The organism is Natronogracilivirga saccharolytica (assembly GCF_017921895.1).
GTDB lineage: Bacteria > Bacteroidota > Rhodothermia > Balneolales > Natronogracilivirgulaceae > Natronogracilivirga > Natronogracilivirga saccharolytica.
Genome location: NZ_JAFIDN010000011.1, coordinates 121,370 through 139,374 on the forward strand (window position 1 = coordinate 121,370; position 18,005 = coordinate 139,374).

General features: G+C 53.6%; 14 protein-coding genes. 6 read left to right on the forward strand and 8 right to left on the reverse strand.

Annotation, left to right across the window (positions count from 1 at the left end; translation table 11 throughout):
* Positions 1-69 precede the first annotated feature (69 nt).
* The 3 genes from NATSA_RS12945 to panD are packed head-to-tail and all read left to right on the forward strand — an operon-like array spanning position 70 to position 3,003.
* Positions 70-1,650 (forward strand): dihydrolipoamide acetyltransferase family protein, encoded by a 1,581-nt coding sequence (locus NATSA_RS12945; protein ID WP_210513025.1) that lies wholly within the window; start codon positions 70-72, stop codon positions 1,648-1,650.
* A gap of 41 nt (positions 1,651-1,691) precedes the next feature.
* Positions 1,692-2,594: a pantoate--beta-alanine ligase gene (panC, locus tag NATSA_RS12950; protein ID WP_246481825.1), complete on the forward strand. Its 903-nt coding sequence runs from the start codon at positions 1,692-1,694 to the stop codon at positions 2,592-2,594.
* Positions 2,595-2,598: 4 nt separating this feature from the next.
* A complete protein-coding gene (gene panD / locus NATSA_RS12955) occupies positions 2,599-3,003 on the forward strand; it encodes an aspartate 1-decarboxylase (protein ID WP_210513026.1) in 405 nt (134 codons plus the stop codon).
* A gap of 29 nt (positions 3,004-3,032) precedes the next feature.
* Here panD and NATSA_RS12960 read toward each other — a convergent pair whose 3' ends face one another.
* From NATSA_RS12960 to NATSA_RS12980, 5 genes are all read right to left on the reverse strand, one after another.
* Positions 3,033-4,409 carry a dipeptidase gene (locus NATSA_RS12960; protein WP_210513027.1) on the reverse strand — a complete coding sequence of 459 codons (1,377 nt, stop codon included), beginning with the start codon at positions 4,407-4,409 and terminating at the stop codon, positions 3,033-3,035.
* A gap of 36 nt (positions 4,410-4,445) precedes the next feature.
* The gene (locus tag NATSA_RS12965) at positions 4,446-5,300 is read right to left on the reverse strand and encodes a tetratricopeptide repeat protein (protein ID WP_210513028.1); all 855 of its coding nucleotides are present in this window, start codon (positions 5,298-5,300) and stop codon (positions 4,446-4,448) included.
* Positions 5,297-7,099, reverse strand: coding sequence for a BatD family protein (locus NATSA_RS12970; protein WP_210513029.1), 1,803 nt, complete (start codon positions 7,097-7,099; stop codon positions 5,297-5,299). The genes NATSA_RS12965 and NATSA_RS12970 overlap by 4 nt, the downstream gene beginning before the upstream one ends.
* A 124-nt stretch (positions 7,100-7,223) precedes the next feature.
* Positions 7,224-7,949 carry a tetratricopeptide repeat protein gene (locus tag NATSA_RS12975; RefSeq protein WP_210513030.1) on the reverse strand — a complete coding sequence of 242 codons (726 nt, stop codon included), beginning with the start codon at positions 7,947-7,949 and terminating at the stop codon, positions 7,224-7,226.
* 40 nt (positions 7,950-7,989) lie between these two features.
* Positions 7,990-8,748 carry a YebC/PmpR family DNA-binding transcriptional regulator gene (locus NATSA_RS12980; protein WP_210513031.1) on the reverse strand — a complete coding sequence of 253 codons (759 nt, stop codon included), beginning with the start codon at positions 8,746-8,748 and terminating at the stop codon, positions 7,990-7,992.
* 309 nt (positions 8,749-9,057) lie between these two features.
* Between NATSA_RS12980 and bshA the strand changes: the two genes are divergently transcribed.
* On the forward strand, positions 9,058-10,218 hold the full coding sequence (gene bshA, locus NATSA_RS12985) for an N-acetyl-alpha-D-glucosaminyl L-malate synthase BshA (RefSeq protein ID WP_210513032.1): 1,161 nt from the start codon (positions 9,058-9,060) through the stop codon (positions 10,216-10,218).
* Positions 10,219-10,314: 96 nt separating this feature from the next.
* Here bshA and sucC read toward each other — a convergent pair whose 3' ends face one another.
* Entirely contained in the window at positions 10,315-11,526 is a 1,212-nt protein-coding gene (sucC, locus tag NATSA_RS12990) for an ADP-forming succinate--CoA ligase subunit beta (RefSeq protein ID WP_210513033.1), read from the reverse strand.
* Positions 11,527-11,727: 201 nt separating this feature from the next.
* Positions 11,728-12,543, reverse strand: a complete 816-nt coding sequence (locus NATSA_RS12995; RefSeq protein ID WP_210513034.1) for an HAD family hydrolase — start codon at positions 12,541-12,543, stop codon at positions 11,728-11,730.
* A 256-nt stretch (positions 12,544-12,799) separates the two neighbouring features.
* Here NATSA_RS12995 and pyrR point away from each other — a divergent pair, with 256 nt between their 5' ends.
* Both pyrR and NATSA_RS13005 read left to right on the forward strand, forming a co-directional pair.
* Positions 12,800-13,348: a bifunctional pyr operon transcriptional regulator/uracil phosphoribosyltransferase PyrR gene (gene pyrR / locus NATSA_RS13000; RefSeq protein ID WP_210513035.1), complete on the forward strand. Its 549-nt coding sequence runs from the start codon at positions 12,800-12,802 to the stop codon at positions 13,346-13,348.
* Entirely contained in the window at positions 13,345-14,292 is a 948-nt protein-coding gene (locus tag NATSA_RS13005; RefSeq protein WP_210513036.1) for an aspartate carbamoyltransferase catalytic subunit, read from the forward strand. Before pyrR ends, NATSA_RS13005 begins: the two co-directional genes overlap by 4 nt.
* A gap of 19 nt (positions 14,293-14,311) precedes the next feature.
* Here the strand turns inward: NATSA_RS13005 and NATSA_RS13010 are convergent, their stop codons facing one another.
* Positions 14,312-17,641: a CotH kinase family protein gene (locus NATSA_RS13010; RefSeq protein ID WP_210513037.1), complete on the reverse strand. Its 3,330-nt coding sequence runs from the start codon at positions 17,639-17,641 to the stop codon at positions 14,312-14,314.
* Positions 17,642-18,005: the final 364 nt, after the last annotated feature.

Sequence of the window (18,005 nt, forward strand, 5' to 3'; positions counted from 1 at the left end):
GGCTTACGCGTGTTTATAGTGATGAACTTTTTACAAGCAAACAATATCCCATAATCTCCGGAATAAACGATGGCACGAATTGAAGTAACCATGCCCAAGATGGGCGAGTCGATCATGGAAGGAACGGTAGTCGAATGGCTCAAGAGCATCGGCGATACCGTTCAGCAGGATGAATCACTGCTTGAAATAGGTACTGACAAAGTCGATTCCGAAGTACCGTCCCCGGAAAGCGGCACGCTGGTTGAAATTCTTGTTGAAGAGGGCGAGACCGTGGAAGTCGGTGAACCGATTGCCGTCATCGAAACCGATGCTGATGCTGCCAAAAAGGCTATGGAAGGCGGTGGCGATGCGGATACCTCACCGGATGCTGATGATTCCGGAGATGATCAGGCTGAAGCCGGAGAAGAAGAGCAGCGTGCTGATGAGAATGCGGCTGATGAAGCCGGTTCAGGGCCGGAAGCCGGGGAAGAGTCCGGCGAATCTGAGGATGGATCGACCGGAAAAAAAACGGTTGATGCCGGAGATGAAGAGCAAGTGCAGGACGTGACCCCGGAGGGCGCGGAAAGGGAAGAGTCCTCCGGATCCGGAACCGATAACGGCAAGGCTCCGGAAGCCGAAACAGCGGATATGGAAACCCCGCCGCAGCGTAAAGGCGCCGACGGGCGATTCTACTCCCCGCTGGTCCGTGCCATCGCAACGGAGGAGGGACTTTCGCAGGAAGAACTGGAATCCATTGACGGAAGCGGCACCCGGGGCCGGGTAACCAAACAGGATGTGCTGGATTATGTGAAATCGGGCCGCAAAGCCGCCGGAAAGAAACAGGCAGCCGGTGCCGAAGCGAAGCAGGATTCCGGCCTGCGCAAACCAGGCGACAAGAAACAGGATAAGGCGGCAATCGATGCCGGCGAAATATCTGCCGGACGTCCGCAGGAAAATGTCGAGATCATCAAAATGGATCGCATGCGCAAGGTCATATCCGAGCACATGGTGCGTTCCAAGCAGACTGCGGCGCATGTGACCACCTTTGGCGAGGCGGATGTCACCCGGCTGGTTCAGTTCCGGGAAAAGAACAAGGACAGATTTTACAAGGAAAACGGCTTCAAGCTGACATTTACTCCGTTTTTCGTGGAAGCCACCATTCAGGCGCTTAGGGAGTATCCGCTGCTTAACAGCTCGGTGGATGGCGACCATATCCTTCTCAAGCGCGACATCAACTACGGCATTGCCGTTGCACTCGGGGAATCCGGCACAGGCGGACTCGTGGTGCCGGTCATCAAAAATGCCGGAGAGAAAAACGTCCAGGGACTTGCAAGGGCGACACACGAACTGGCCCTTAAAGCGCGCAACAAGCAGCTCTCACCCGACGACCTCACCGGAGGAACCTTCACGCTGACCAACTACGGCAGTGTGGGCAATCTGATGGGCACACCCATTATCAACCAGCCGCAAGTCGCCATTTTCGGCACCGGAATCATCCAGAAGCGGCCGGTGGTCATGGAGGTGGAAGGAACCGATACCATCGCCATCCGCCACATGGTCTATCTCAGCATGAGCTACGATCACCGGATCATCGACGGCGCAATGGGCGGTGCCTTTGTCCAGAAAGTCAAACAACTTCTTGAAAATTTCGACGAAAACCGGTCAATCTGAAACGTGCGGCAGCGGACGTTCGGACATCCGGATCACAACCATTGAAACTAGCGCATAAAAAAAATGAAGTCCGGCAAATGGTATCGGAATGGCACAGGCAGGGTGAGCGTGTGGCTCTGGTACCCACGATGGGGGCATTGCACGACGGCCACCTCTCGCTGATCCGCCAGGCAAAAGAACATGCTGCACATGTGGTTGTATCCGTTTTCGTCAACCCGACACAATTTGCACCCGGCGAGGACTATGAACGCTATCCCCGCACGCTGGAAACCGATATGGAAAAGTGCAGAAGCGAAGGTGTGTCGCTCGTTTTTGCTCCTGACCGGAATGAGATGTACGGCTCGGATGACGAGGAGCGGCCTCACTATCTGTCGGTCCGGATATCCGGAATGAACCGGCACCTGTGCGGCGCCAGTCGCCCCGGACATTTTGAAGGGGTTCTGCAGGTAGTCAACAAACTGTTCAATATCGTCCGGCCGGATGTAGCCGTTTTCGGACAGAAAGACATCCAGCAGTGGTTTATCATCCGTCAGATGGCCGAAGAATTCGAACACCCGGTGGAAATTCTGATGGGTCCGACCCGCCGGGAATCCGACGGACTGGCAAAAAGCAGCCGCAATGTCTACCTGTCGCCGGATCAGCGCCGGAAGGCGCCCATGCTGTTTGCTTCACTGAAGCGGGTTTCTGATACGCTCAGGGAGCAAATCCTGAAACAGGATGCGGATTCCGGCGAAATTCCTGTGCCCGGAACGCTGCTCAGCGGGGAAAAGCAGCGATTTGCTGAAAATGGTTTCAAACTTGATTATTTTTCCATTGTCGGAACACCAGATTTGCAGCCGGTCGACGTTATTGTGCCGGGCCGGCTCTATGTCATCGCTGCAGCAGCATGGCTGGGCAACACACGGCTCATTGACAACGTATTACTGAATACAAGGAAAGAATGAGATCATGATGCTTGAAATGTTCAAGTCGAAACTTCACCCGCTGACCGTCACGCAGGCCGACCTGTATTATGAGGGCAGCATCACCATCGACCCGGAACTGATGGAGGTCGCGGGCATCTATACCTACGAAAAGGTACAGGTGGTCAATGTCAACAACGGTTCGCGCCTGGATACCTACACTATTCCCGGCAAGCGGGGCGAAAGGGAGGTCTGCATGAACGGCCCGGCCGCCAGATTGACGACCGTGGGTGACCGCATCATCGTTATTTCCTATGCCCGCATGAGTCAGGAGGAGGCCAAAGACCACAAACCGCGCGTGGTCCTGCTGGATGGCAAAAACAATCCCGTTAAGGTAACGAACGAATCTGTGGCCGGCTTCTGGTACAAGCCGGAAGAAGAGACGCTCTGACCGGCTGAAACACTGCCACAGCCGCCGGATTACTCCACATAATCCCCAAGCAGCTCAAAAAACCGGGCGGATGTCTTCATGCCGCGCTCGAAATCCTTGAGATGGAAATGCTCATTGGGTGAATGGATGGAGTCGGAATTGAGTCCCAGTCCCATCAGAATGGTCGTGGCATTCAGCGTTTTGGCAAAATCAGCCACAATGGGGATGGATCCGCCCTCGCGGCTGAACAGCGCCTGCTTGCCGTAAACATCTTCAAAAGCTGCCGCAGCGGCTTTCAGACCGTAGAAATCGAGATCCACCAGGACGGGGTGGCCGCCGTGGTGTTCGCGCACGTCAATACGCACACCGGGAGGCTTGATTTCCTGCATATAGGCATCGATCAGATGGAAGATTTCCTTTGGTTCCTGATCGGGCACAAGCCGGGTGCTGATTTTTGCTCCTGCTTTGCCGGGCAGGACGGTCTTGGCGCCTTCGCCCTGATAACCGCCCCAGATGCCGTTCACATCCAGTGAGGGGCGTCCGCTGACCCGCTCGAGTGTCGAATAACCCTTCTCTCCGAACGCTTCATCAATGTCCAGCTCTTTGTTGTAGGCTTCCTGATCGAACGGAAGCTGTGCATAGGCTTCGCGCTCTTTTTCGGTCAGAGGCCGGACATTGTCATAAAAACCGGGTATCTGAACCACGCCGTTTTCATCCTTGAGTTTTGCGATCATTTCGCACAGTGCATTGACCGGATTCTGAACGCCGCCGCCGTAAACTCCGGAATGGAGATCCCGGTTGGGGCCGGTTACCGTGACTTCGAGATACATCAGACCGCGCAGGCCGTAGGTGATAGACGGGGTGTCCTTGGCGAACATGGCGGTATCGGAGACCAGAACCATGTCACAGGCAAGCCGCTCTTTATTAGCTGCCAGAAAAGGTACCAGACTCGGCGAACCGATCTCCTCCTCGCCTTCGATGATAAATTTTACGTTGACGGGAAGTTCGGTGCCGGTTTTAAGAAACGATTCAATGGCCTTGATATGGGCAAACGACTGGCCTTTGTCGTCACTGGCGCCGCGTGCATAGATTTTGCCATCCCGCACGGTAGGCTCGAACGGGGGTGTTTTCCATTCATCCAGCGGATCCGGCGGCTGGACATCGTAATGACCATAAATGAGTACCGTTGGCTTGTCCGGACCCGCTTCGAGATGTTCGGCCAGCACGATCGGGTGTCCGTCCGTCTCTTCAATGCTCACATTGTTGAGGCCGATTCGCTCCAGCTGTCCGGCCACATATTTTGCGGCGCTGTGTACATCTTCCTTATGCGCGGGATCGGCACTGATGCTCGGGATACGCAGCAGCTTGAACAGCTCTTCCTTGAAGGTTTCCTGATGTTCGTTCAGATAATCCAAAGGTGTACTCATGGTAAAAAAGTTTGGTAAATGGTTTTAATGTAAAGGTCATAACTCGCAGACGGCGGTGTCCGGAACCCAGCCCCGTGCGCCGTTGCGCAGCCGGACATGCACCCAGTCGTCATGCTGTCTGCTTTTTCTCACATCCAATGTAACAGTATATGCCTCATAAGCCAAATCACCGTCGTATGCTTCCGGTTCTGATCCGGCCAGGGTGAGGGCGGTCGGTTCGGGCTGCAGCGGTGTGCGGGTTTCCATGACAACCGCCTGGCGATACCCCTGGGCGACGATATAGATGGTAATGCTCAGCAGCAGCAAAATCAAGCCGGCTGAGCCCGCCGCTCCCCCGCCGAAAACCAGCCGCCGGTCGGGATAAAAAATCCATCCGGCCAGCAAGAGCAGTACACCGGCATTGAGCAGCAACAGCCCCATCACAATCCAGCTGAAATGATTCATTTCGAACAGCATCCAGTCGATGAAAGCGTACCATGTGAGCTGCGGGATATGAAAACCACGACTGCGGTTGGTTTGCTCTATAAAAGAGAGTCCTTCCCCGGCGGGATCGGAGGTCACTCGGTAATTCGTGCTCTTTTGAAAGTACCAGGCTGCTTTTCCGAGGGAATCAAGGTATATATAGCTGATCCCCATGTTGTAAAAAAGCGGGCCGGATTCATAACCGTGTTCTTCAATTTCCCGGAAATGTTCCAGTGCCCGTGAATATTCCTGCTGTTCCATCAGGTAGTTGCCGCGGTTGAACAGCATTTGCGGCCGGACTTCCGAGGCGTTTGCCACTTCAAGTGCCGGCAGGACCGTCATCCATATAAGGAAGGCTGCGATGATGACTGTCCCCGCCCGGGGTGCAGCAGGCTGCCGGATCCCTTTGGTTAATGAGGACTCATTCATAGCTGCGGATCCAGTTGCCTGATGATGTTGCGGGCCTCTGCAAGATCGGAAACCATATCCATTGCGGAAGGCTCGGGAAGGTACCGGACAGTTGCACATTTTTTCAGCAGACTGCTGACTTTCCGGAGCAGCGGACCTTCAACATTTCGCTTCTGCAGGGCGGCCACAAGCTGATCTTCCGACAATCCGGCCGAAGGCAACCCCAGCCGGTCTGCGATGTAACCGTACAGGGCATTGTCAATCAGGGAGTAGACCTCTTTTGTGTCGGCCAGTGACTCGGCTGATTCCAGATGGTCCATCGCACGTTCAAAAGCACGCTCCTGACGTGAAAAGGTTTCGTCTGTTGATAACCGGCTTTGATACTTCCAGGCACGGAATCCGTAGAAAAATAACCCCAGAGGAATGGCCAGGGCAAACCAGAACCACCAGAGCTGGTAGAACGGGCGGTGCGTCCCGTCCGACCAGGTCACCGAACCGCGGATCGGGGTCAGCCTGAAATCATCGCTTCGCGCTATGGAAACGCGTGCGTTGGGATCCCTGACCACCTCTACAACAAGTTCGGGGAGTACATGCGGCTCATACCGCCTGCGGGCATCGTTGTAGACCTGAATGGTGGTTTCCGGGATGGTGAACGTGCCGGTCCGCCGGGCAATGAGCACATCGCGGTACTGTTTGGTTCCCGTCATCTCCGGCGCATTTTTGTCACGGTCGATGACTTCACGCGGGCGATGGGTGTCAAAAACCCCCGGATAGCTGTAGCGGGGACGCGTAATCAGCCCCAGGTTGCCGGTTCCCTCGATTTCGGTGATCACCTCAACGGACTCACCCAGTTTGACGCGCTCGCTGCTGAGCGTCCGGTCGATGGAAAACCGCCCCAGTGCGCTGATGAGCTGACCGTCGGATGGAGGAATGGGCGGAGTGCTGACGGAGAGGGTCCGGGGCTCGGTCTCCAGATTTACACTCCGCTGCCGGCCGCTTCCGTCAAAAAATGTGCTGTATTCGTCGCGGAACCGCCCGAGAATGCGGACCCTGGCATCGATGCCATATGACGGGATGTTCAGTTCACCGCTTCGGGTAGGGAACAGGGCGTATCTGGACACAACGGCCCTGCGGTACTGGCTTCCGTCCAGAACCACCGTTTCAGGCCTGCGCAGCTCGCTTTGGCTAAGGTCTTCCCGCCAGAATCCTTCGGTCTGCCAGCTCCGGGCTACCTGAAACGACGTGATTTCAACGGAGTTCCGGAAATAAAGCACAATGTCGGCAACTATCTGCTGTCCGCGTACCGGCTGTTCCTCACTCAGCTCAAGTTCGAGGAATACCGGCCTTCGTTCTGCGCGCGAGGGTGTGGTTTGCTGAGCCGGACGTTCTCCGGTTCCCTGTACGCTGACGGTAAAAGGCCTGGAGGAATATTCCCGTCCGTCCACTTCAACATAAATTGCCGGAATTTGAAACGAACCGCTTTCGGCAGCCTGGACGGTATAGGAGTATTTGTACACCATTGTTGCCGTGCCGCCGATCATGGAATAATTGGTGCTGGTTTTCGGCACAGTGGAGACATAGCGCAATCCGTCGAGTTCGGGAAGCTCCGGACGCGAAACACTCCGCGGCTCGGGGCTTTGAATCTCAACATCAAGGGTAATCTGGTCGCCGACCTCCATCGACCGGGACGATAACGATGCCGAAACCGTGATGTCGCGGGCATGAGCCTCATTGGCGCCTGCAAGCACAACAGCAATGCACAGCAGAATGCCGCTGAGGAAAAGCAGAGAAAAATTGCAGATGGAGGCAGGTCGATGCATGATGTTATGTTTCACTTTTAAGCTGCAGGAATATACTGAAGCTTATACTGCCGGGCAGGTTTTTGTCTTTGGTCAGATGTTCGGTTCAATATTAGCGGTGTCGTTGGTTTCCTGTTTTCAAGGGTTACCAGTCTTTGACATGAGGGTCAACCGGCTCGTGCTGCCGTTTTTTGAAATCCTGGATAAGGTCTTTTTCGATTTGTTCGAGCGCATTCATGATGTCCTCGGCATGGCGCAGCTCTTCGTCGGTAATCTCCAGCTCCGGTTCTACTGGCTGCTCATCGGCATCCGTATCTTCCTCACGGCCGGCCGCGTCCTGCGGGTCGTCCTGGTCCTGCTCATCGGCATCGGCACCGGGGGGAGGCTGGGCATCCTGAGGCGCTTCTTCCATCTGATCCTCCTCCTGATCATCGTCCTCCTCATCTTCCGGCGGGGTTTGCTGCTGCCTGCGTTTTAAAACTTCGAAATTGAACTTGGCGTCTTCGTCGGCCGGATCCAGCTCGAGGGCCCTCCGGAATTGGCGGATAGCCTCTTCTGTCTGACCGGTTTCTCCGTAGAGGTAGCCAATGTTGTATTCCGCATGAGACAGCTCGGTCGGATCACTCACCAGATCGCGATATCGGGTGAATATTTCTTTGGATGCCTCTGCGTCACCCTGATGAGCCAGTGCATTGCCCAGATTGAACAGAATCTGCGGTGCATCGGGATTGTCCTCAAGAACCTGCCGGTAAAGCCGCTCCGCGCGTTCGTAGTCGCCGGCCTCATAGGCGCGGTTCGCCTCCCTGGCACGGTCGCTGTTGACCGAAGCAAAAAGAAGCAGAGCCGGAATAATAATTGCTGCAAATTTCATGGGGTAAGCAGGTAATGCTTTTCAATACCTGAAATACAGGCTAAAGTTGTTCGGCCACGGCAATGGTTTCCTCATCCATCTGCATGTTATTGAATACATTGCTGACATCGTCATTGTCTTCGAGGTAATTCATCAGCTTGAAATTGGTCAGGGCGGTATCCTGCTCGACCTTGACCTCGGTACGGGGAATCCACTGAAGTTCGGCATTGCGGATCGCATATCCTTTTTCCTCGAGCTGTCCCCGAACGGCAAACAGATCTTCCCGCTGCGTGTACACTTCCAGCATTTCGGGATCATCGTCCTTGAGGTCTTCTGCTCCGGCATCGATCGCTTCGAGCATCAGGGTCTCCTTGTCGATACTCCCTGCGGGGATGGAGATAATTCCTTTCTGGTCGAACAGGTAGGATACTGATCCGCTGGTGCCCAGGTTTCCCCCGAAACGGGTGAATGCGTGCCGCACTTCGCCAACCGTCCGCTTCTGGTTGTCCGTTGCCGCTTCAACGACATAGGCAACGCCGCCCGGTCCGTATCCTTCATAGATCACATCTTCGTAACTTTCGCCGGCACCCAATTCGCCGGTACCTTTCTTGATAGCCCGCTCGATGTTGTCCTTGGGCATGTTGTTGGACTTGGCGTTGTCGATGGCAAGACTGAGCCTCGGGTTTCCGGTCGGGTCGCCGCCGCCTTCCCTTGCGGCGATGGTCAGCTCACGGATGATTCGGCTGAAGATTTTTGATCGTGCCGCATCCACTCCGGCTTTTCGGTGCTTGATGTTTGCCCATTTGGAATGTCCTGCCATAGTAAAACCTTTTTCTTTTCAATTTAGTCCGCATGATCCGGCTGTTCTAAACACATCGTTGCTCTGATGGAAACACCGAACCATCCGGACTGTTGTCTATCCTTACAATATACAACGATTACGCCCAACACTTCCAGACATATCTGTCTGATGTGAAAACGGACAAGGCGTCGTTTGCATATCCGGAATTAGTTGAAAGGGATGAATTTTTTACATGACATGTGGTGTTTGGATGAGACAATACCGGAATAGAACGTATGATTTGGTATCTTCTGTAATCTTTCTTTCACAAACACATTTTGGCAGGTTATGAATATTGGTATCGTCCTTTACCCAACGTATGGCGGAAGCGGTGTTGTTGCCACCGAACTGGGCAAAGGACTGGCGCAGCGCGGACACAACGTCCATTTTGTCAGTTACGCACGGCCGATGCGGCTCGATGAGTTTCATGAACGCATTTCGTTTCACGAGGTGTCGTTTTCCGCCTATCCGCTGTTTGAGTATCCACCGTATGACCTGGCACTGGCAAGCCACCTGGTGGACATCATCAAATTTCACAAACTGGATCTGCTGCATGTGCACTATGCCATCCCGCACGCCACGTCAGCCTATCTTGCAAAGCAGATTCTCGGCGAGACGGGGCAGCACATACCGGTCATAACCACACTCCACGGCACCGATATCACCATTGTAGGCAGCGACCCGAGCTACGCACCGGTGGTGACTTTTTCGATTAACAAAAGCGACGGGGTGACCGCTGTTTCGGAGTACCTCAGGAATGAGACCTGCAACCGGTTTGACATTGAGAATGAGATCGAAGTCATTCCCAATTTCATCGATCTGGAGCGCTTCAAAAGGTCCGAAAAAAGTCATTTCAAGAAAGCGCTGTGCCCGAACGGGGAAAAAGTGCTGGTGCATGTCAGTAATTTCAGAGAAGTCAAACGTGTCAGCGATACCGTTGAGCTGTTCGACAAAGTGCTGAAAAGCGGAATAGAGGCTCACCTGCTGCTGGTTGGCGATGGTCCGGACCGGCAGAAAGTGGAGAACCGCTGCCGCGAACTGGGTATTTGCGAGCATGTGCGGTTCCTGGGCAAGCAGGAGAAAATAGAAGACATTCTGTCCATTGCCGACCTGTTTCTTATTCCCTCCGGATCAGAGACGTTCGGACTCGCAGCGCTTGAGGCGATGAGCTGCAGTGTGCCGGTAATCAGTTCCAATATTGGCGGCCTTCCGGAGCTGAACATCCACGGGGAAACGGGATATCTCTGCGATCTCGGCGATACCGACGCGATGGGTGATTATGCCATTTCCATCCTGAGCGATGACGAGCTGCAGCAAAAATTGTCCCGGAATGCACGGAAACGCGCCGAAGTGTTTGAACAGTCACTTGTCATCGACCACTACGAGTCCTATTACCGGAAAGTGATGAAGCGGATGGAAGAAACCCAGGGCTCTCCGACCGTGAAATGACGTATTGCAGAAGGTGCTCTTTGCGCGCCGGTGCAGTGCGATCCCGTGATTAGAATACGAAGATCAGTGGCCGCAGGACTGTCCGGATCAGACTTGTCAGTCCGCTTTCAGGACATTGGTAACTTCTTCCGCCGCTTCCTTAAGCAGCACGGCCGAGATGACGTTGAGTCCGCTTTTATCGATGATGGCCTTGCCCTCTTCGGCGTTGGTTCCCTGAAGCCGCACGATGATCGGTATATCCTCAAGCTTTTTGGCAATTTCCTCATCCTTGACCGCTTCAATGATGCCGTTGGCCACACGGTCGCAGCGGACGATGCCGCCAAAGATGTTGATCAGAATGGTCTCGACATTCGGATCTTTCAGGATGATGCGGAACCCGTTCCGGACGGTATCCACATTGGCACCGCCGCCCACATCCAGGAAATTGGCCGGTTCGCCGCCGGCCAGCTTGATCATATCCATCGTGGCCATGGCCAGACCTGCCCCGTTGACCATGCATCCCACATTTCCGTCCAGTTTGATATAATTCAGGTCGGATGCGGTGGCCTCGAGCTCCAGCGGATCCTCTTCCGATTCATCGCGCAGTTTGGCAATATCCGGCTGGCGGTAGAGCGCATTGTCATCGAAGTTGATTTTGGCATCAAGTGCGACAATCTCATCATCACCGGTAAGCGCAAGCGGATTGATTTCTATGATCGAAGCATCGGTGGCTTCAAACGCCTTGTATAGCGCCATAATGAATTTCGCGGCCTGTTTGAACTGATCGCCCGACAGTCCCAGTGCAAAGGCCAGATGTCTTGCCTGATTGCCCTGGAGCGGCAGTCCGGGTTCAACCCACTCTTTGACGATTTTTTCGGGAGTTTCTTCAGCAACTTTCTCGATTTCCACACCGCCCTCGGTGGAAACCATAATCACATTCTGGTTGCGCGTCCGGTCGAGCGTAACCCCGACGTAGTATTCCTGCTTTATCTCGACACCTTCGGTCACATAAAGCCGTTCCACCTTTTTGCCGGCTTCACCGGTCTGCAGGGTTACAAGCGTGTCACCAAGCAGGGAGTCGGCCGCCTCCCTGACTTCATCCACAGATTTTGCGAGAATCACACCTTTGGCGCCTGATGATTTTGTACGCCCTTTTCCCCGTCCGCCGGCATGGATCTGCGCCTTGACCACAAAAAGGCCGGCTCCTTTATCCTGAAGCTGTTCGGCGGCCTTGACGGCATCTTCGGTGCTGAAGGCAGCGATGCCTTCCGGAACAGCAACGTTATAGGATTTGAGTATTTCCTTTGCCTGATATTCGTGGATATTCATCTGTTTAAAATTTTAGATTTATATGGTCAGATGTAATTCCATGACCGTGTTTAATCATGAACCTGTGTGAGTCGGCGTTAGTCCGGTCATGTTCATTTCATGTGTATAAAAGTTTGATTTTGGACATGACAGCCGGATGAAACCCGCTTGACTGATAATCGGGTCTAAGTTACAAAGTTTGCGGATACTTGCCACAATCTGTCATGCGATTTCGGATACCAGGATATCGGCGATGGCTTCCCAGGTTTCGCATACATAATCGGCCGAATTTTCCGGTTTGTCCTTATCGGAAATTCCCGTGTAAAGCACCGCTTTCATTCCGACCGATTTCGCACCGGCTATATCGGTCCGCTGCATGTCCCCCACGTGAAAGGAGTGTTCAGGCGAGGCTTGCAGCGCGTCCAGCACCGTCCGGTAGGCTTTTTCGTGCGGCTTGCTCACGCCCACCTCGTCGCTGAAGGCAAAGACTTTGAAATAGTGAAGGACATCCTGCTGTTCCAGATAGCGCCTGATCGTGGCGCCGGGTGAGTACATGGTATCGGAAATAATGGCCAGATCATAGTACATGGCCAGATTGGCGAGCGCCGGTTTCAGTCCTTCTGCCAGCGCGGGCGGACCCAGGAACAGAGATTCCCGGAACGCCTCAGCAAGTTCATCCATTTCTTCCGGCCGGGCGGGGATGGCCAGCACTTCAAGCATTTTTTCCACCAGTTCGCGGGTAGTTTTGGTTCGCTGGTTGCCGAACCATTCCGCATCAAACGCACTGGATACCTCCCTCCGGGCATTCTGAACGGCTTCATCGGTCAGTTCCTTTTCGTATTCCCTTGCCAGTCTGCGAAGGGCCTGCATGCGGGCTTCATGACGTTTTTCTCCATTGGAATCGGCATGTACAAGGGTGTTCCAGAAATCGATGCTGACCATCTTGCTGTTCATAGTGTCGGGAGTGTTTGTGATATGATAGGTTGGTTGTGAGTGTGAAATCTGCCGGAAGTGCACGCTCCGGTTAGTAGCAATCATGCTGAAACCGCTTAAAAGCGGCGGAAGTTCCTCGAGCGGATATGAATGGCAACATCTGTCCGGCCGCAGCCATTCAGAGAATAATTTGTGACGATATAGCGTTGCTTGTGCTGCTTGAAAAAACGGAATGACGGTTCGGATTCATCATAATGTTGGATTGGACACATCATCAGTACATTCTTTACTGTGCGGTTGTCAATCTGCCCGTCGAGTAGTAACTTATCCGGGATTGAAATGGACGTTAACCGGGCTGCCCATGGCACAACTCTTACTCAGCAGCGAAGATCTGGATCGCACCTGTCAGCGGCTGGCACACCAGTTTGTAGAGCCGTTCGATGACCCGGGATCGCTGGCCATCATCGGAATGCAGACCCGTGGCGTGGATATTGCCCGGCGGATTAACGGATACATCAAGCAGTTTTTTTCCGTCGACGTGCCGATGGGCGTCCTGGATACCACCTTTTACCGTGACGATTTCCGCACCCGGATGAAAATGCCCTCCGTTCAGGTCACCGATATTCCGTTCGATTTGTTCGGCAGGGATCTGGTCCTGGTGGATGATGTGCTTTATACGGGACGGACGGTCCGGTCTGCAATGGATGCGCTTATGAGCTTCGGCCGGCCGTCAAGCGTCCGCTTCTGCTGCATGGTGGATCGCGGGCATCGTGAATTGCCGGTGACGGCCGATTATGTCGGAATCTACGTCCCGACCCATCTCAACGAAGAAATCCGTGTAGAAACCAACGAACAGGACGGCAGGGAAGCGGTATTTGTCGTCCGTAAAAAGGAGGAGCCGGAAGCGTGACGAACCAGAGCAACGAAGCATATGTTTTCCCGCATCGCCATCTGCTTGGCCTGAAAGACTATTCTGCGGAAGACCTGCTTCATATACTGGATCAGACCGACAAATTCCTGGAAATTCTGAACCGTCCCATTCCCAAAATTCCGACGCTCCGCGACAAAACCATTGTCAATCTGTTCTATGAAGACAGCACGCGGACGCGAATCTCTTTCGAAATGGCGCAAAAGCGGATGGGCGCCGATGTGGTCAATTTTTCCAGCAGCTCTTCCAGCGTTAGCAAGGGGGAGTCGCTGAAAGATACCATCCGCAACATCGAATCGATGAAAATTGACATGGTGGTCACCCGGCACCCGAGTCCGGGAGCGGCCCATTTCCTGTCCCGCTGCGTAGATGCGGCGATTCTCAATGCCGGTGACGGAGCGCACGAGCATCCTACCCAGGCGCTGCTGGACATGTACTCCATGCGGCGGAAGATCGGCCGGATCGACGGGCTGAAAGTGGTCATTATCGGCGATATCATGCACAGCCGGGTTGTCCGCTCCAATATCATCGGCCTGACCCGACTGGGAGCGGAGGTTACCGTCTGCGGGCCGCGTACCATGATGCCGCTGTTTGTAGATGAGCTGGGCGTGTCGGTCTCCTATGACCTCGAAGCCTGTCTGGAATGGTGCGATGTCGCCATGGCGCTGCGCATTCAGCTGGAGCGTCAGGAGGGCGGCCTGTTTCCCTCACAGCGCGAGTATCACGAGCGGTTCGGGATCAAAAAGCGCCATCTCCGCGAATTTCCCAACTTCACCATTATGCATCCCGGGCCGGTGAACCGCGGGGTGGAGCTGGAAAGCGAAGTGGCCGATCATCCCCGTGCCATCATACTGGATCAGGTGACCAACGGCCTGGCGGTCCGGATGGCGGTGCTCTATCTGCTTTCGGGCGGAAAGAGAATGTGATGCTTGCTGCAGGCTAATCCTATTGTATCACAACCATTTTGAGGGTTTCCTCAAAACCGGATGTCTGCATGCGATAAAGATAGACTCCGCTTGCAAGCGACCGGGAAACGAAGTCAACCTCGTGTGTGCCTGCTTCAAACGACTCATCGACGATGGTGGCAACCCGCCTGCCGGCCACATCGTGCAGGGTTATGACAACATGTGATGCCTCGGCCAGCTCAAAAGGTATTCTGGTCTCATTGTTGAACGGATTGGGATAATTCTGCTTCAGCGCAAATGCATCCGGCTTATCCGGCGGGTCTTCATACTCATCATTTCCTGTCCCGGAACCGGATGAAACCGTTATGGAAGCGATGTTGAGCTCTGTCCGGGCCCCGCTGCGGGAGTCATGACGAACACCGGTATGATAATACCGCCATAACAGCTCGACGTGCGGCTGACCGGAAAGATGATCGGGCAGAATTACCGGTCCGATGGTTTCCTGATGCCCCGGTGTTTCCTCTCTGATATACGTTACCGGTTGTCCGCCAAGCAAGGTTGCATCCTGAAAAGGCCCCAGGTTGCCGATACGATATTGTAAGCGAAGACCATATTCCCTGGAATTTGGTGTAATGGTTCCTGCCGTCCATTCGACAGTAATATTCTCCGCAGACTCTGTATTAAGGGCCAGCAATGCACCGCCCAGACGGCGTCCCGGATAGCCCGGATTGCCCCCGAGGTTGTCGGTATTTATGAAAGCGAACCCTTTGTCATCCAGACCGGTGATGCGCGTCCGGCTGTCCAGGTCATACGCCCCGGAAGTAAATCCGGAAATGCGGGCGTTTTGGGAGGGCTCAATCTCATCCATGTAGACAAAAGCCATGTTGGATGGATATGTCCCGGGCTCCCGCTCAGGTGACCAGCCGGAGAAAGAATAATCCGAAGTATCGGTTAGGACAAATGCTTCGGGGAAGCTTCCGGAATCTTCGTAATCCCTTTCGAAAACCGGTGTGATGGTGGTCTTATCGTCAGGTGTCAGGGAATGGCCGGCATGGATGATGGAGTCGCCGTTTATTTCCCAGTGTGAAAAACGGTACCCGGCCGAGGGTTTTGCTTCAAGCTCAACAGGGACGTTTTCGAAAAAACGCCCGCTCCAGGTTTCCGGACTTTCACTTCCTGAGCCTTGCTTTTCATCAGGTTGAAGCGTAATGGAATTCAATGTTACCACACCGCCGGAAGCATGGTCCAGATTGACAACCACGGGGATAAGATCTCCGGTGTCAAAATGATGCTGCAGATGTTCGATCTTGAACTCCGGCCTTGTTTCCGCGAAATAGCGCATGATGTTCACATGTTCATCCCAGGTTTGCTTGTCCGGCGGATGGGACCAGCGCTCTATATGTCTGCCGATTTCCGGCCGAATGACCTCTGCCATCTCATCGATAAGCTGCGTCATATGTCCGGATTGAAATGTTGTGATCAGCAGGTCATTGAACCTGCGTAAAAACCGGGTTTTGAACTGCTCGTTTTCGAGGAGGGAACGCAGCAGAAATGTGGCCCAGGGAGCATTGGCATAGCCGGTTTCCTCGGTTTCCAGAACAAACTGAAGCATATCTTCTTCACTTGCGCTGTGCCCCCTCTGAAGTCCGAACCCGAAATCAAGGTCATAAACCAGCCAGCGCCAGCGTCCGTCATGATAGGGGATATCGGTATCAGGGGGACCGCTATACCGCCAGTAGTCATTATTATTGCCGGGCCAGTCTTTGTTGCGGAAAAACAGCTGCAGGATATTGTAATCGATGAAGTTTTCAAAGTCCATCATCGTTGAGACATGCTCAAGATGTTCGTCATCGGCCAGATCGTGCTCTTCGATATAATCGAGCATCTCAAGATAGTGCGTGTTGCTCCCTTCTTTTTCAACATACCGGTTTTCAAGGTAGTCGAGATGCTGCTCGGGAACACCGTACACACGTTCAAAAAAGTGTTTGTCGTAACGTTCGCGGATGTTGTGAATGCCCCAGTATTCACCATTCAGAAAAAGAACGGTGGGACGATAGGCCTGGGTCTGTACGTACAGGTCAGAAATCAGTTCTTGCATGAAGGCGTCCCGGAACATGGTAGCCCTGCGATAAAAGTCCTGACCGGAGTTCCGGAGTATGAGGCGTTTGAATTCTCCGAAAGCCTGGTCCGGAAAGACCTGATGCTCCAGGTGTGACTGGCCATAATCGCTTCTGGCATAAAGACGAAGGGATTTTTGGGGAAGGGACCGGGATCCGCCGCCGTGTATGCGAATGCCGATATCCTGCTGCAGCAGCTGCCTGTTATCCTCGAACCACTCAAATGATGCCTCCCGCTCCCATTCTCTGCCTCTTTGATGATAGTTGGCGTTGGGTATGCCCCAGACGCCCGACCCGAAACCAAGACTGTCATATTTTGCGCCGGGAACATAAATGCCCGATTCGTTATCAAAAAAAGCCTCTTTCGGCGCGGAAACAGATAGTACGGGTAGGTCTTTCTGATCCATTCCGGGAAACCAGGTACCGGAAGCGACAGCCGAAGGATAGGCATCCGGTTTTTTGGCAACCGCCCGGATGATGTGTCCCTTGTCAACCGGAGCGCCGGGCGGAATCCAGTCATATCCATGGTCGGAGCCCTCAGGCGGCGAGGTCCGTATTACCGAAAAATGATTGTCATTGCCGCCGGCGTAATCAAGTGTGATCGGCCCGGAGTAGATATTTGCAGAACTGTCGGGTACGGAGCCATCGGTAGTATAGTAAATCGTTGCATCCGGATCATCATGAAGCAGTTCAAGCCGGACAGAATGGTCATAAAACCCGGGTTTGACACTGAACTCAGGGGTGCCGGCGAATGTGTCACGTCCTTCCGGGATATTGGGATCACCCGGAGTCGGTTCCTTGAAGATAATGGTAGTCTCGGCGCCGTCAGGAGAGCGGCCGTATGAGACATCGGTAGGCAGGTCGGGTACCGGCAGTGTATCTGCAGCATGGCCGTCCGGTGCAGTTAAAAACAGTGTATCGAGTCCGGGTTCAACATCAAAGCTGCTGTGAAGCGGGTTGTCGGGAGAACGCCGGTCTTTGCCCGAAAGCCAGACAAGAAGAAACGAATCAGGTGCAAGGGTAATATCAGGCAGCACCCAGCGATAAGCGTCATCCGGACGGTTGGACAGTCCGTAGCCGTTAAGCCGGACCGGGTCATCCGAGTTATTGTAGAGCTCAACCCATGATTCATACTCTCCGTCCTCATCGGCAATGGTGAAATTATTGAGCGGCATGATTTCATTAAACAGCGGACGGGCCGAAGCAGTCATACTGCTGACGATGAAAAGCAGAATCAGAAACAGAAACTTCATAAGGCGAAAAATCGGTACCGCTGGAAGGGGTTAGGGGCAGCAGGCAGAGGCAATAGTAATTAGTACAATGATAAGGGTTTTATTCAGGAAAATCATATCCGGAGTGCTGGAAGTAAAAAAAATTAAAGATTAATTTGACATTACATAGTGGGAGTAATATTCTGTTAACAGGTTTTCACGCACATGATGCGCCGGACAATAACATAGCCGGCCACGCAGGGATACAGGGCGCATCATGGGTCAATTGCAATTGTTGGGGAGAAAGTTGAATCAAGCATATAGTTTGGAAAGGCGGAACAGAAAGAATTCGGTATCTGTCACACCACGTTGAATGGCACGAAACAGTTTCACTTTGGCATTGAAA